The organism is Aquisalimonas asiatica (assembly GCF_900110585.1).
In the GTDB taxonomy this organism is placed as follows: domain Bacteria; phylum Pseudomonadota; class Gammaproteobacteria; order Nitrococcales; family Aquisalimonadaceae; genus Aquisalimonas; species Aquisalimonas asiatica.
In genome coordinates this window covers 55,616-70,470 of record NZ_FOEG01000010.1, presented here as the reverse complement: position 1 = coordinate 70,470, position 14,855 = coordinate 55,616, and the positions used below count along the sequence as shown (strand labels likewise).

General features: G+C 66.7%; 14 protein-coding genes. 7 read left to right on the top strand and 7 right to left on the bottom strand.

What is annotated here, in order from left to right; all coding sequences use genetic code 11:
- Nucleotide 1 precedes the first annotated feature (1 nt).
- A complete protein-coding gene (locus BMZ02_RS16110; protein WP_425425092.1) occupies nucleotides 2-1,348 on the bottom strand; it encodes an ethylbenzene dehydrogenase-related protein in 1,347 nt (448 codons plus the stop codon).
- 94 nt (nucleotides 1,349-1,442) lie between these two features.
- Nucleotides 1,443-2,348, bottom strand: a complete 906-nt coding sequence (locus BMZ02_RS16105) for a DMT family transporter (protein ID WP_091645729.1) — start codon at nucleotides 2,346-2,348, stop codon at nucleotides 1,443-1,445.
- A gap of 119 nt (nucleotides 2,349-2,467) precedes the next feature.
- On the opposite strand from BMZ02_RS16105, the gene BMZ02_RS16100 reads away from it, so the two are divergent.
- Nucleotides 2,468-3,727 carry a M20/M25/M40 family metallo-hydrolase gene (locus BMZ02_RS16100; protein ID WP_091645727.1) on the top strand — a complete coding sequence of 420 codons (1,260 nt, stop codon included), beginning with the start codon at nucleotides 2,468-2,470 and terminating at the stop codon, nucleotides 3,725-3,727.
- A 54-nt stretch (nucleotides 3,728-3,781) separates the two neighbouring features.
- On the opposite strand, the gene fur is transcribed toward BMZ02_RS16100, so the two are convergent.
- Both fur and BMZ02_RS16090 read right to left on the bottom strand, forming a co-directional pair.
- A complete protein-coding gene (gene fur, locus BMZ02_RS16095) occupies nucleotides 3,782-4,225 on the bottom strand; it encodes a ferric iron uptake transcriptional regulator (protein ID WP_091645726.1) in 444 nt (147 codons plus the stop codon).
- A gap of 93 nt (nucleotides 4,226-4,318) precedes the next feature.
- A complete protein-coding gene (locus BMZ02_RS16090; protein ID WP_091645724.1) occupies nucleotides 4,319-4,768 on the bottom strand; it encodes a Fur family transcriptional regulator in 450 nt (149 codons plus the stop codon).
- A gap of 143 nt (nucleotides 4,769-4,911) precedes the next feature.
- On the opposite strand from BMZ02_RS16090, the gene BMZ02_RS16085 reads away from it, so the two are divergent.
- Genes BMZ02_RS16085 through BMZ02_RS16060 form a run of 6 tightly spaced genes read left to right on the top strand, consistent with a single transcriptional unit; the run spans nucleotide 4,912 to nucleotide 12,070 of the window.
- Entirely contained in the window at nucleotides 4,912-7,437 is a 2,526-nt protein-coding gene (locus tag BMZ02_RS16085) for an ABC transporter substrate-binding protein (RefSeq protein ID WP_091645722.1), read from the top strand.
- 5 nt (nucleotides 7,438-7,442) lie between these two features.
- Nucleotides 7,443-8,555, top strand: a complete 1,113-nt coding sequence (locus tag BMZ02_RS16080; RefSeq protein WP_091645795.1) for an ABC transporter permease — start codon at nucleotides 7,443-7,445, stop codon at nucleotides 8,553-8,555.
- Nucleotides 8,552-9,883, top strand: a complete 1,332-nt coding sequence (locus BMZ02_RS16075; protein ID WP_091645721.1) for an ABC transporter permease — start codon at nucleotides 8,552-8,554, stop codon at nucleotides 9,881-9,883. Before BMZ02_RS16080 ends, BMZ02_RS16075 begins: the two co-directional genes overlap by 4 nt.
- Nucleotides 9,884-9,885: 2 nt before the next feature.
- Entirely contained in the window at nucleotides 9,886-10,872 is a 987-nt protein-coding gene (locus tag BMZ02_RS16070) for an ABC transporter ATP-binding protein (RefSeq protein ID WP_091645719.1), read from the top strand.
- Nucleotides 10,869-11,882 carry an ABC transporter ATP-binding protein gene (locus tag BMZ02_RS16065; protein WP_091645717.1) on the top strand — a complete coding sequence of 338 codons (1,014 nt, stop codon included), beginning with the start codon at nucleotides 10,869-10,871 and terminating at the stop codon, nucleotides 11,880-11,882. The genes BMZ02_RS16070 and BMZ02_RS16065 overlap by 4 nt, the downstream gene beginning before the upstream one ends.
- Complete coding sequence (locus BMZ02_RS16060; RefSeq protein ID WP_091645716.1) at nucleotides 11,882-12,070, top strand: hypothetical protein; 189 nt, start codon at nucleotides 11,882-11,884, stop codon at nucleotides 12,068-12,070. Before BMZ02_RS16065 ends, BMZ02_RS16060 begins: the two co-directional genes overlap by 1 nt.
- Here BMZ02_RS16060 and BMZ02_RS16055 read toward each other — a convergent pair.
- Genes BMZ02_RS16055 through hemH form a run of 3 tightly spaced genes read right to left on the bottom strand, consistent with a single transcriptional unit; the run spans nucleotide 12,057 to nucleotide 14,775 of the window.
- The gene (locus tag BMZ02_RS16055) at nucleotides 12,057-13,181 is read right to left on the bottom strand and encodes a GGDEF domain-containing protein (protein WP_091645713.1); all 1,125 of its coding nucleotides are present in this window, start codon (nucleotides 13,179-13,181) and stop codon (nucleotides 12,057-12,059) included. The genes BMZ02_RS16060 and BMZ02_RS16055 overlap by 14 nt on opposite strands.
- The gene (locus BMZ02_RS16050; protein ID WP_091645711.1) at nucleotides 13,178-13,675 is read right to left on the bottom strand and encodes a molybdopterin-dependent oxidoreductase; all 498 of its coding nucleotides are present in this window, start codon (nucleotides 13,673-13,675) and stop codon (nucleotides 13,178-13,180) included. Before BMZ02_RS16050 ends, BMZ02_RS16055 begins: the two co-directional genes overlap by 4 nt.
- On the bottom strand, nucleotides 13,675-14,775 hold the full coding sequence (gene hemH, locus BMZ02_RS16045) for a ferrochelatase (RefSeq protein WP_091645709.1): 1,101 nt from the start codon (nucleotides 14,773-14,775) through the stop codon (nucleotides 13,675-13,677). Before hemH ends, BMZ02_RS16050 begins: the two co-directional genes overlap by 1 nt.
- Between the last annotated feature and the right edge of the window lie 80 nt (nucleotides 14,776-14,855).

Sequence of the window (14,855 nt, the reverse complement as noted above, 5' to 3'; positions counted from 1 at the left end):
TCTACTCGTCGTCATCGCCCTCGGCGAGACGTTTCTCGTGGGCGATGATGAATGACTGCAGTTGCTCGATGTCGTGGAAGTCCCGAACGCCCAGATTGCCCGTGGCCAGCGCCTCGCTGCCGGGGTGATCCCCGTGCAGCCACTGCCAGTTCACCTGGCCGGGGTAGAGCAGCGTCAGTTCGGTCCACTCCAGCTCTACGTCACTGAAGTCACCGTCCGTGCGGACCGCGACGATGTCGGCGTCGTCGTGCCCGAGCCCGAGTGTCTGGGGCAGCGACACCCGGTGCCAGCGCGCTCCCACGCCACCGGAGTGAACCGCGAACGCCACGTTGTAGGTGCCGCCGTCCTCCAGGGTCTTGCTGTCCATGGCATCCGGTGTCTCCAGGGTGCGGATCAGGGTGACACGCCATGCGCCGTCGCTGTATCGGCCTGCCGCCTGGATGGCACCGCGGCTGCCCTGGGGTGGGCGGAGGAAACGCTGCGGGATGACGTCGCCGTCCTCCCACTCGTGGTCCGGGTCGAAATTGACCGCATTGCCCTCGTAGATGTAGTAGGGGTCATCCTGGCCGTACTCGCGGTCGATCAGCGCGTCCCAGTCCAGGGACCGGCTGCCCACCTGGTCCGGGTCGAACATGTAGCGTGGCTGCCCGGCGTCCTCGTCCCAGTTGTCCGTGAACATGCCGCGGCCCTCCGACGACATCCGGTAGTGCAGCACGTAGCCGTTGTCGGCGTAGCCCATGGGATTACTGCGATGGGCGCGCCATTGCCACAGATCCAGGAACTTGCCGTCGCGCCGCAGCTGCTCCAGCTCGTCGTCGTCACGGACGTCCTGCCAGGCGGCCTCGCGCTCGTCGTCGGTGTCCCGTGACAGGGCCAGGTACTTGCGCACGTCGCTGCGCCCCATGTCCTCGCCCAGCTTGGGGTGATCCTCCACGGCGTCGCTGTCCGCCTCGCTGGAGAGGGTGCGCATGCCTTCCTGGACCGTCATCCAGCCGCCCATACGGGCGAAATCGTCCACGGTGCCGTCGTCCAGCATCATGGAGATGCGGTCTTCATACAGCCCGTGTTCGTCGGGGCCGGGGGAGCCGGAGCCGTAGCGCACCCAGTCACCGTCCTCGTACACCCAGTACTGGTGGTACCAGCTGGGGTTGTCGGTCTCGTACTCGTAGTGAATCTGGATGTGTTCGTCGTCGTACGCCGCCGCAACGCGCAGTTGATCGAACAGGTCATCGTCGCCGGGGATGTAGATGTTGCGATCCCGCTCTTCCAGTTGCGCGCCGTTTGCGAGCGCGGCGACGGGCAGGAACGCAAGCAGCATGATGGTGGTTACGGGCCGTGCGCCGGGCATCGGAAAGCTCCCTGTCTGGTGGACGGTCTAGTCATTATCCTATAACGCGTTGCCTCGACGGCAAACCGGGGCGAATTTGCCGGGTCACGGGGCGCTAGGCCTTTCTGGCACCCCATGTGGCCAGGTACAGCCCGATGAGGATCAGCAGTGCGCCGGCGCCATGGTACCCCTCCAGCTGTTCGCCGAGCAGCGGCAGTGCCAGCGCCGCGGCAAACAACGGCATGAGATACATGAACATGCCGGCACGCCCCGGACCGATCACCCGCACCCCGTGATTCCAGCCCAGATAGGACAGAATGGAGGGGAATACGGCCACGTAGAGGAACGCCGGGAGCTGGCTGGTGGTCACAGTAAACGTGTGCCCCAGGGCCAGCTCGACCAGGTACAGCGCGAAGATGAATGGCAGGGCGAGCGCCACCAGCGCCGTGAGCAGCACCGTCGGCCGCAGCTCCAGGGGGTGGCGGCGCAACAGCACCGAATAGATGGCCCAACTGGTGATGGCCACCGTCATCAGCAGGTCGCCGGGGGCGAAGCCGAGCCCGGTGAGCCGGTCCAGATCGCCCTGGGCGATGATGACCAGCACGCCCGGGAGGGCGATGCACAGCCCCAGCCCCTGGCGGGCGGTGAGCCGCTCCGTGGCCGTTGCCCAGGCGGCCAGGGCGATGACCACCGGCATGGTGGCGTTGATCAGCGTGATGTTCACGGCGGTGGTCGTGACGGCCGCCGCATACAGCAGGGTATTGAACAGCCCGGCGCTGAGGACCCCGAGCAGCGTCAGCAGCCACAGGTGTCGGCGGATCACGGGCGCCGATGTCCGCAGGTGGGGCCAGGCGAACGGCAACAGGATGATCAGCGCCAGTACCCAGCGCCAGAAGGACAGTGCAATGGGCGGGATCTCGCCGACGATGCCGCGGCCGACCACGGCGTTGCCGGCCCAGAACAGGACCGCGGCGACCAGTGCGCCGTAAGCCAGGAGTTCCTGTCGTTGCAGCGTTGTCATTGTGTGCCCGGAGCCTTGTGCCGTTGTAAAGCAGGCGCGGGACGCGCGCGTCGGGCCGCCCTGCTCTTGTAGAATCTGTCAGACTGAGTCACCGCGAACCGTAACAGGAAGAGAGAACCATGACCGAAGCGAAGCAGCCCTGGACCCAGCCCATGCCCGAGCGGCAGTTTAACCTGATGCGGGACATTCTCGCTGCTCCCAGCCCTGTCGGCCTGGAAGGCGCCATGACGTTCGGCGTGCTCAAGCCCTACTTCGAGGGCTTTGCGCCGAAGGACTGGCATGTTCATCAGTTCAAGGGCCACGCCGGCGTCGTGCTGGATACCCATCCGGGCCGTGACGACCTGTTCAGCGTCATGATCATCGGCCACGCCGACAAGATCCGCATGCAGGTGCGCTCCATCGGCGATGACGGCAAGATCTGGATCAACAGTGACTCCTTCCTCCCCATGACGCTGGTCGGCCACGAGGTGAAGCTGTTCAGCGAAGACCCGAAGCAGCCCGGCAGCTACCGCGTGATCGAAGGTGGCACCGTCGAGGCGCTCGGCGCCATCCATTTCGCCGAGAACGCCCTGCGTACCGGCGAGAAGGGGATCAAGAAAGAGCAGCTGTACGTGGAGCTGCAGATCCACGGCGAGAACAAGAAGCAGCAGGTGGAGAACCTCGGCGTGCGGCCGGGCGACTCCATCATTCTCAACCGCCCCATCCGCAAGGGCTTCAGCCCCGACACCTTCTACGGCGCCTACCTGGACAACGGCCTGGGTTGCTTCGTCACGGCGGAAGTGGCGCGCCTGGTCGCCGAGGCCGGTGGTACGAACAACATCCGGGTGATGTTCGCCATGGCCACCTACGAGGAGATCGGCCGCCTCGGTAGCCGCGTGTTTGCCGGTGAACTGGAGCCCGACGCCATTATCGGCGTGGACGTGAACCACGATTACGTGGCCGCGCCCGGCATCGGTGACCGGCGCATGCAACCGCTGGAGATGGGCAAGGGGTTCACCCTGGCGGTGGGCGCGATCGCCAGCGAACAGCTCAACCGGGTCGTGGAGTCCGCGGCCAACGCCCACAACATCCCCCTGCAGCGGGACGTGTGCGGTGCCGATACCGGAACCGACGGCATGGCCGGCGTGCTGGCCAGTGTGGACTGCGCCGCCACGTCCATCGGGTTCCCGATCCGCAACATGCACACCATCTCGGAGACCGGCCACACCGGCGACCTGCTCGCGGCGGTCCACGTGATTCACCGTACCGTGGAAGCACTGGACGCCATGCCGGACGCGCACAAGGCGTTCCGCGAGAATCACCCGCGTCTGGACCAGGCGGGCGCGCTCGCGCACCAGGGGTCCGAGAAACCGGACAGCAAGAAGAAGAAAGGAAAGTAGGGCACGGACTCACTCCGGCGGCCGGCTCGTCCGGCCGCCGGAGTGGCGGGGCGATCAGTCGGCGGTCTCGTCCTGCCGGTCGCACTCGCGCAGGCAGTTGGCGTACAGCACCAGGCTGTATTCGCGGAGGTCGAACTGCCGCTGCTGGGCGATGCTCTTCTGGCGGTTCTCGATGACGTCGTCCACGAACTCTTCCACCTTGCCGCAGTTCACGCACACGATGTGGTCGTGGTGGCCGCCATCGGCCAGCTCGAAGCGGGCCTGCCCGCCCTCGAAGTGGTGCCGCAGAACGATGCCGGCGCTCTCGAAATGGGACAGCACCCGGTAGACCGTTGCCAGGCTGAAATCGGAGCCCGCATCGGACAGGCGCCGGTAGACCTCCTCGGCAGTCAGGTGGTGCTGGCCATCCTGCTGCTGCAGGGACTGCAGCAGCTCCAGCACCTTGACCCGGGGCAGCGTCGTCTTCAGGCCCGCTTTTTTCAGTTGGGGGTATTCCATGATTCAGACTCCGGCTGAAACCTGCCGCTTCAGGAATGCGACTTAGACTCAGTCTAGACCATCTTGGCGTTGTTGACGAGGGGGTAGCGGCAGTCAGCGGTCGGCTGACTGAGCGGCGCGGCTGCGCACACGGACCACCACCTCCATGCCCTCGACTTCCGTGCCCTCCGGCAGCCCGAGATCACCCTGGATCGCCAGGCGGCCCGCAGGGATATCGGACAGCTCACCGGTGTCCATGTTGTACACGTGGTGATGATCCGCCGTGTTCGAATCGTAGAGCGTCCGGTCGGGCTCGATCAGCACTTCGTTGATCAGCCCGTGCCGGACGAACAGGCCCAGCGTGTTGTAGACCGTTGCCTTGGAGACGTGTCCGTAGGTCGCGTTCACCTGCGCCAGCACCTGGTCCGCGGACAGGTGCTGCGGGCGCTGGAAGAGCATGTGGGCGATATCGATGCGCTGCTGGGTCGGCTGGATACCGAACCGCTCGAGCATCGGTTTCACCTGCTCGCGTGCCAACGGAAAATGGTGGCTTCTGGTACTCATGTGCACAAGAATACCATCGTCCTCCGGTTCGTGCGCAATTCCTCCCCGGCGAACGGTGTGCCCGGGGCGAGGAATGTGGCAGCCTGTTGACGGAACTGACGAGCGGGATCCCCATCACCCACCGTTACGGGTAGACGTTCTTCATGCGAAAACTGCTGTTCCTGCTTGCCGCCGGCCTGCTTGTCGTCATCCTCGCGTTCCGTTTCGGCGGCGGCTCACCGTCGGACCCGCCGGCAGGAGACGTGTCGGGGGAATCCGACGGTGATCCGGGAGACCGCCGCGGCGCGCTGGTGGACGAAGTGGTGTTCAGCCAGGAGTCCGATGTGGGCAAGGTCGCCGGCCTGATCGAGGGTGGCTCCCACCACGTCTTCGCCCAGGGGGTGACCAACAACACCGTGTTCAATCGGCTGCGCGACTCGTCGCGCGCCGATTACGAGCAAGCCTACGGCACCTCCGGCGAGCTGACCCTCAATCCCGCCGGCCCGGAGCTGGACACCGGCGAGCTGAACCCGTTCGCGGTGCGCGAAATCCGCGAGGCCATGAACTGGCTGATCAACCGCCGCCACATTGCCGAGGAGATCTACGGCGGGCTTGCCGTCCCCCGTACCCTGCCCATCAATACCGCCTTTCCCGATTACGCCCGTCTCGCTGACACCGCGCGCGCGCTGGAACTGGAGTACGGCTACGATCCGGAGCGTGCACGCGAGGTCATCCGCGAGGAGATGGAGGCACTGGGCGCAACGCTGGAGCGCGGCCGCTGGATGTACGACGGCCGTCCCGTCCGGCTGATCGTGCTGATCCGCTCGGAGGATGCCCGCACACGGGTGGGTGATTACGTGGCCAACCTGCTCGAGGACGAGGGGTTCCGGGTCGAGCGGCAGTACCGCACGGCCGAAGAGGCGTCGCGGATCTGGATCGGTGGCGATCCGGCCGCGGGCCGCTGGCACGCCTACACCGGGAGCTGGGTATCCCCGGTCATCAGTCGCGATGTCTCCGACAACCTCAGCTTCTACTACACACCCCGCGGGCGCCCGGAGCCACTCTGGCAGGCGTATGACCCCGACCCGGAGCTGGACGAGATCGCGGAACGCCTGCAGCGCCGGGACTACGGCTCCAGCGAGGAGCGGCGTGAGCTGATGGCCCGGGGCATGGAGCTCGCCATGCGTGATTCCGCGCGCATCTGGCTGGTGGACCAGGTCAACGCCATCCCGCGCGCCGAGAATGTGGAACTGGCGGCCGACCTGGCGGGCGGGATCGCCGGCTCGCGACTGTGGCCCTACACGTTGCGCTTCCGTGACCGCATCGGCGGTCGCGCGGTGTTCGCTGCGCCCAGCCTGCTGACCGAGCCGTGGAACCCGGTGGCCGGCAGTAACTGGCTGTTCGACACCATGATCATCCGGGCCCTCGGCGACAGTCCCCTGCTGCCCGATCCCTTCACCGGCCTGTACTGGCCCCAGCGCATCGCCTCGGCGGAGGTCACCGTGCAGGAGGGCGTGCCGGTGGAGCGGACCCACGACTGGCTGAGCCTGGAGTTTGCCGAGGAGATCCAGGTGCCGGACGATGCCCTGATCGACTGGGACGGCGAAGCCAGCCGCTTCATTACCGTGGGCGAGAAGCACGAGGACGGGGTAACGGCGCGTACCCGGACGCGGGTGGTCTACGAGGACGACTACCTGGAGCGCCGCTGGCACGACGGCACCCAGGTGTCCATGGCCGATGTGGTGCTGCCCTGGGTCCTCAACTTTGCCCGTGCGGATGAGGCCAGCAGCCTGTTCGATCCCAGCCACATGCCGTCGTTCGAGGTGTTCCAGCGCCACTTCCGCGGCTGGCGCATCGTTGCGACGGATCCGTTGGAGATCGAGATCTACAGCGACCAGATCTTCCCGGATGCCGAGTCCATCGTCGCCCAGCGCACGCCGTCCGCCCAGCCGTGGCATACCCTGGCGCTTGGCATTCTCGCGGAGCGCAGCGGCGAGCTGGCGTTCTCGTCGAACAAGGCTGACCGCATGGAAGTGGACTGGATGAGCCTGATCGCCGGACCGAGTCTCGGGGTCTTGCGGCGGGGCCTGGAGACCGCCAGCGAGGTCGGTTTCGTGCCGTACGCCAATGTCCTGACCGAGCACTTGCGCGACGGCGAGCCGGAGGCCCGTTACGCCGCCCTGGCGGACTGGTACGCGGAGCGCAACCATTTCTGGGTGGGGGATGGTCCCTTCTACCTGCACGCGGTCTACCCCGTGGAACGCACCGTGGTGCTGCGCCGGTACGAGGATTTTCCGGATCGCGCGGACAAGTGGCTGCGTTTCACCCGGCCGCGCATCCCCGAGGTGGTCATGGATGGCCCCATGACGGTCACGCCGGACGACGACAGCGTGCGTTTCCCGGTGCACATCACCTACGATGGTGAGCCGTACGAGGCGGAGGCGATCGAGCAGGTGCAGTATCTGCTGTTCGATGGTGACGGGCAGCTGCGGCATCGCGGCGAGGCCGAGCGCGGCGATGACGGCGGCTGGCATGTTGACCTGAGCCGCGAGGAACTGGCCGAGCTCGGCTTCGGTGCCAACAGCCTCGAGGTGGCCATCACCTCCCGGGACGTCGCCCTGCCGGCCTTCGCCTCCCACGCCTTTGCGACGGTGCCGGCGGGCACGCAACTGCTGGAGGATGACCTGTGAGCGCGCTGCCTGCCGCAACGCCGGCCCGCACCGGCTGGTTACGGGATCTGCGCCGCATCGCCACCTTCACCGGCAAGCGGCTGATCGCACTGGTTCTCACGGTCCTGGTGGGGGTCTACCTCACCATCCTGATCGCCAACATGGGTGGTCAGGTGGATGACCTGCGCATGCTCCAGATCCGCGCCACCGTCTCCGAACAGGTGCGCGCCGACCCGTCGTTCTTCGACATGCCGTCGGAGGAGCGCAACGAGCTCATTGAACGCCAGGTGCAGCTGGAGGTGGAGCGGCGGCGCCTGGATGAGCCGTTCATGGTCCGCAGCATCGATTACCTCCTCCAGGGCATGCAGCTGGATCTGGGCCGAGCCGAGGAAATGCACAGTGACAGCGGCTCGCGGGATGTCTACCAGATCATCGTCGAGCGATTACCGGCAACGTTGCTGTTGTTCGGCACCGCCAACCTGCTGGTGTTCTTCGTCTCCGTCTGGGCGGCCCTGTGGCTGTCGCGACGCTACGGCAGCCCCACGGACCGGTCCGTGATTGCCCTGGCCCCGAGCTCCGCGGCGCCCGGATGGTTCTACGGCATCTTCCTGATCCTGATTTTCGCCTTTCTGGTGCCTGTACTGCCGCCCGGCGGCATGGTGGACATTCCCCCGCCGGAGGACAGCTGGGCCTATGCGCTCAGTGTCATGCGCCACATGGTGCTGCCGGTGACCGCCATGTTCATCTCGTCGATCTTCATCTCCATCTACTCCTGGCGAACCTTCTTCCTCATCCACTCCAGCGAGGATTACGTGGAGATGGCGCGGGCCAAGGGATTGCCGTCGTCGCTGATCGAACGGCGCTACATCCTGCGGCCGACGCTGTCACCCATCGTCACGAGCTTTGCCCTGATGCTGATCGGGCTCTGGAGCGGCGCCATCATCCTGGAGCAGGTGTTCAACTGGCCCGGCCTGGGCACCCTGCTGTTCCAGGCCATCGGCTACCGGGATACCCCGGTGATCATCGGGTCGGTGGTGATCTTCGCCTACCTGCTGGCGCTGACCGTGTTCCTGCTGGATATCCTCTACGCCATTCTCGACCCGCGCGTGCGGGTGGGTATTGAGGGGGATAACCGATGAATCGCTGGTTGAGCGGCCTGCGCGAGCTGCGGGAGTACCCGTCCGCCATCGGCGGCATGGCGCTGATCGCGTTCCTGATCGGCCTGTCCGTGTACACCGTCATCGTCATCCCCTACTCCCAGGCGCTGGAGCAGTGGCGAGGTGGCGAAGAGTGGCAGATGCACCCCGTCAACGCCGGGCCCGTCTGGGCGGACCGGCTGTTCGGTGGTAACAAGCCCGAGACCATTACCGTCGACAGCGACGATGTCGACGTCCAGCAGCAGACGTTCGACGGCGGGCGGCAACTGCGCATCCCCATGGGTTTCGATTTTCCCTACGACGACTTTCCCAGCGAGATCAATCTGTTCCTGCAGTCGCGCGGGGCCGACCGGCAGGGGTTCGTGCGCCTGAGCTGGCGAACTCCGGACGGCGACATCATCCCGCTCGGGACCCAGCGCATCGCCAGAGACGACCGCGTGTCCATCTCCCAGGACCGCTCCCTGGAGGGGCGCCTGGGCCATCCACCCCACATCGGGCTGTTTGCCGGTGCCGATCCGGGTGACGCGCCGGAGCCGGTGTCGGGTCGTTACGAGCTGGTGGTGGACGCCATGCTCTTCGGCGACGATGCGACGCTGGACGCGGAGCTGGCCGTCTACGGGCGGGTGCACGGCATCGCCGGCACGGATCACCAGCGACGGGATCTCATGGTGGCGCTTCTCTGGGGCACGCCGGTGGCCCTGGCGTTCGGGCTGCTGGCCGCGGTGGGGACCACCGTCACCACCCTGGTGATCGCCGCGGCGGGCGTTTGGTTCGGCGGGCTGGTGGACGCCACCATCCAGCGGCTGACCGAGGTGAACATCATCCTGCCGCTGCTGCCCATACTGGTCATGGTGGGGACGCTGTACTCCACCAGTATCTGGCTGATGCTCGGGGTGGTGATCGCCCTGGGCATCTTCAGTGCCGGCATCAAGATGTACCGCGCCATGCTGCTGCCGATCCGGCAGGCGCCGTACATCGAGGCGGCGCGGGCCTACGGCGCCAGCAACACGCGCATCATCCTGCGCTACATGATTCCACGGATCCTGCCGGTGCTGATCCCGACGTTCGTCACGCTGATCCCCACCTACGTGTTCCTGGAGGCCTCGCTGGCGGTGCTGGGGCTGGGTGATCCGGTGCTGCCCACCTGGGGCAAGGTGCTGAATGACGCCCAGGTGCAGAGTGCGCTCTACAACGGCTTCTACTACTGGGTGGTATCACCGGCGCTGTTGCTCATGCTCACCGGTCTCGGCTTTGCCATGCTCGGCTTCGCCCTGGACCGGGTGTTCAATCCGCGGCTGAGGACGCAGTAATCATGGTGGCGAAGACACTGCTCAGCGTCGAAGACCTGCAGCTCCACTACCAGACCCGCCGCGGCATCGCCCGGGCGGTGGACGGCGTGCACTTCGATATCCGCGCCAATGAGGCGCTGGTGGTGCTGGGGGAGTCGGGTTGCGGCAAGAGCTCCCTGGCCAAGGCGTTGCTGCGGGTGCTGCCGCGTAACGTGCATCGCTTCTCCGGCCGTATCATGCTGGGTGAAACGGATATCATGGCCCTGGGTGAGGAGGCGTTCCGGCGCGACGTCCAGTGGACCCGCATCGCCATGGTCATGCAGGCGGCCATGAACGCCCTCAACCCCGTCGTGCGGGTGGGCGAGCAGGTGGCGGAGCCCTTGCGCGTGCACCTGGGGTGGTCGCGGCAGCGGGCCATGGAACGGGTGGCAAAGACCTTCGAGCTGGTGGGCGTGTCCACCGACTTTCTGCAGCGCTACCCCTTTGAGCTCTCCGGCGGCATGCGACAGCGCGTGGTGCTGGCCATGGCGCTGGTGACCGAGCCCGAGCTGGTGATCCTCGATGAGCCCACGTCGGCCCTGGACGTGCTGACCCAGGCCAGCATCATGAACGTGCTCAAGCGCATCAAGCAGGAGCAGGGCACCAGCTTCATGCTGATCACCCACGATGTGGCCACCTCCAGCGAGATCGCCGACCGCGTTGCCCTGATGTACGCCGGTCAGATCGTGGAAGTGGCCGATGCCAATGAGTTCTTTCACGAGCCGGCCCACCCCTATTCGCAGATGCTCATGGCCAGCGTGCCGCGGCTGCGTCAGGAGGAAGAGCCGGCGCATATTCCCGGACAGCCGCCGGACCTCATCGACGTCCCCGGTGGCTGCCGTTTCGCGGACCGGTGTCCGTCGCGTTTCGGGCGCTGCGATCGGGAGCCGGAGCCGTTCCGGGTCTCGGCCCGCCGGCAGGTCCGCTGCTGGCTGCACGCGCCGGATGCCCGGAGTGGAGGTGACGCATGAGTGCCAACCCGAGTGCGGCGGGCGCCGCAGCGCAGGCCGCGCCGCTGTTGTCGGTGCGGGACCTGCACACGTGGTTCGAGCTGCGGCAGTGGGGGTTTCTTCGGGTCGGCTCCGTGCGCGCCGTGGATGGCGTCAGTTTCGATCTCGAACGCGGCGAATCGGTGGCGTTCGTGGGCGAATCCGGCTGCGGCAAGAGCTCCCTGGCGCGCACCCTGCTGGGGTTGTACCGGCCCACCCACGGCGACGTGGTCTTCGACGGCCATCACCTGAGTGCACTGGCGGGGAAGGACATGCAGTGGTACCGCGCCAGCGTGGGTTACGTGCAGCAGGACCCCTACGGCGCCCTGCCGCCGTTCATGGATGTCCGTCGCATCCTCGCGGAGCCGTTGCGGATCCACGGTGTCACCGATCGCCAGGAGCAGGAGCGGCGCATCCGGCAGGTGCTGGACGAGGTGCGCCTGGGGCCGGCCGAGACCGTGCTGGAGAAGTTCCCGCACATGCTGAGCGGCGGTCAGCAGCAGCGCGTGGTCATCGCCCGGGCGCTGGTGCTGGAGCCGTCCCTGATCATCGCCGACGAGCCGGTGTCCATGCTGGACGCCTCGGTGCGGGTGGAGATCCTCAACCTGTTGCGCCGGATCCAGACCGAGCGGGAGCTGACCCTCGCCTTCATTACCCACGACCTGTCCACCGTGCGCCACTACGCCGACCGGATCTTCGTCATGTACGCCGGCCGGGTGGTGGAGCAGGCGCCGGTCAACGCGCTGCTGGATCACCCGCAGCACCCCTACACACAGGCCCTGCTCGCGGCCATTGCCGATGTGGATGCGGCCAATGCGCAGCACCAGCGCGACGTGCCCCTGGGCGAGCCGCCGAGCCTGTTGCACCCGCCGCCGGGGTGTCGGTTCCATCCGCGCTGTCCGCAGGCCATGGCGGGCACCTGCAACGTGGATGACCCGCCCGTGTTCGAGCCACGCCCGGGACACCAGTCCGCCTGCTGGCTGCACCGCTAGTGTGGCGTGCCGCTGCATGGCTGTTGGCGGGGACGCTGATCGCGCTGGCATCCCTGGCCGCACTTCTGGCCATGGTGGCTGGAGCACTGGAGGTGGGCCTGCTGCGCTCGCTGCTGGCCTACGCGGCGCTGTTCGTCGGGGTCTTCATTGCCCTGGGCGGCATTCTGCGGTTCCTCAGGGCTGGCTGACGACGCGGTTGCGGCCTGCGTGCTTGGCGGCATAGAGCGCCTGGTCCGCCTTGAGGTACAGGGTGTTGAAGTTGATGCCCCGGTCCGGGTGGCCTGTGGCCACACCGATGCTGACGGTGAGCGTGGGGCCGGACCGGATCACCGGCAGCGGCAGGCTCTCGACGGAGTCCCGCAGCCGTTCGCACAGCTCGTGTGCCCCGTGCTCGTCCGTTTCCGGCATCAGTAGCCCGAACTCCTCGCCGCCGATGCGCGCCAGCAGGTCGGTCTGCCGCACCTGCTGACCCAGGTGCTGCGCCAGGGCGCGTAGCACGGCATCGCCAACCGGGTGGCCATCCTGGTCGTTGATGGTCTTGAAGTGGTCGGCGTCGATCAGGGCGAGGCTGACCGGCCGCCCGTTGCGTTGCGCCAGGGACAGGGTCTGCTCCATGCGCTGCACCATGGCACGCCGGTTCGGCAGACCGGTCAGCGAGTCGGTGACGGTCAGGCGCTCCAACGCCGTCTTCTGGCCCACGACCTTGTCGATGGTCCAGAGCAGGACGCCGATGATGGCCAGGACCAGCACCCCAAGGGTGACGACGGCGATGGAGAGCCAGCGGGTCATCCGCCGCTGCTCGGCGGCCGCGGCATGGTTGATCTGGTGCAGCTGGCTGTAGATGAACGCCAGGGTGTCCTCCACTTCCATGGCGAGCATGTCCAGCTCCTCGTGCACCTCGGGGTGATCCACGGCCCTGTCCACCAGCGACTCCAGGCGGGGCAGGCGCGCGTTCACGTCGTCGAACTCGGCCACGACCGGCCCGTAGGCGTCCGGGTCCAGTTCCCGCTGCTCCAGGCCGTGACGGGTGGTGTGCTCGCGACTGCGGATGACGGCGAGCGTGCTCAGCAGCTGTTCCCGGTGCTCCGGGCGGGGGTGTGCCAGCAGCGTTTCGGTCTGGTAGCGCAGCAGGCTGGTCTCATGCTGGCCACGAACCAGGTTGCTGGCGAAGGCGGTGTAGTCGGCCCCGATGTACCGGCCGGCGTTGTCCACAAACAGCCACGAGGCCGTCCCCAGCGCCGTTACCAGCAGCGCAAACGCCGCCGCCAGCGTATAGCGCAGCCGGCGGCGCGGGTTCATCGCGCACGGATCTCGGTAATCGCCCACATCCAGTCGGTCATGGCCGTCTCCCCGGCGAGGACTGCCTGTTCCTCCTCCGGCACGATCAGCATCAACGGTCCGAGCATGTCTCTGGGCACGGGCTCGCCTTCGAAGCGGGTGACCAGCAGGAACTCCCGCTCGGTCAACGCCTGCGGTTCCAGGAAGATGGTGTAGTCGTCCGCGGCGATGAAGCGTATGCGACGCGCATCGTTCAGCCCGTATGCGTCCGCGAACGCCTGCAGTTTAACCCCGGTGAAGACGCCATCCAGCCCCTCGAAGTGGGTGATGTCCGCTTCGTACAACCCGACGGATTCGATATCCGCCAGGGACAGGGTGGTGCGTTCACCGTTCTGGATAAGGGTCAGCACCGGCGTGTCGTCACGGGTGGGCGACGCGTCGCTTGGTTCAATGGATCCGGCGGCGGCAAGTGCCGGCAGCAGCACCATCAGCAGGCCGCCGAGCCAGCGGCGCATCAGTTCTCCGCTCCCAGGGCCAGGGCGCGATCGCGGGTGGCCTGCTGATCACGCAGGCCGCGGGGCGGGCCGCCAGCCTCCGGCCACCCCTGGACATGCTCCAGCAGCAGGTCCGTGAGCATGTCCAGGTGGTCGCTGCGATCGTTGAGACAGCGGATGTAGCGCAGTGACTCGCCGCCGTTCTCCTCGAAGTACTCGGCATTCTCCCCCTCGATCTCCTCCAGCGTCTCGAGGCAGTCCGCGGAGAAACCGGGGCAGATCACGTCCAGCGTCTTCATGCCGGAGCGGGCGAATTCGGTGATCGTCTCGTCGGTATACGGCTTCAGCCACTCCTCGTTGCCGAACCGTGACTGGAACGACACCATCCAGTCGTCACGGGTGAGCTCCAGCTCCTCGGCAACCAGCCGCGCCGTCTTCAGGCACTGGCAGTGGTAGGGGTCGCCGTTCAGGAGGTAGCGCTTGGGGGTGCCGTGGAAGGAGAACAGCAGTTTCTCGCCACGCCCGTGCGCCTGCCAGTGTTCGCGGATGCTGTCTGCCAGGCAGCGGATGTAGCGTTCGTCGTCGTGATACTGGCCGATGAAACGCAATTCGGGAATCCACCGCCACTGTTTGAGCTCGTCGGCGAGAGCATCGAACGTGGACGCGGTGGTGCTGCCGGAGTACTGCGGGTACATGGGCAGGACCACCAGCCGTTCGGCCCCCTGGTCGCGCAGTTTCTGCAGCCCTTCGGCCATGGACGGGCTGCCGTAGCGCATGGCCAGCTCCACCGCCACGGGACCTTCCAGTCGCTCGGCGAGCCGCTCGCCGATGCCCCGGGTCTGTGCCAGCCCGGTCACCAGCAGGGGGGAGCCGTCTTCGCTCCAGACTTCACGGTAGGCCGCGGCGGATTTCTTCGGCCGCGTCCGCAGGACGATGCCGTGCAGGATGGCGCGCCAGACGATACGTGGGAGCTCGATGACCCGCGGGTCTGCCAGGAACTGCGCCAGGTACTTGCGCAATGCGGGCGTCGTGGGGGCGTCCGGTGTCCCGAGGTTGGCGATCAGCACGCCGAGACGCGGCGTATCATCGTGGCGGAACCCCTCTTTGGCGGTATAGCGCATGGGCGTCTCCGTAGTGGCTGATCCGGCGCTAGCGGCCGGATACGGACGAGTGTTGGTCACGGGGTGGAACGGCATCCAGG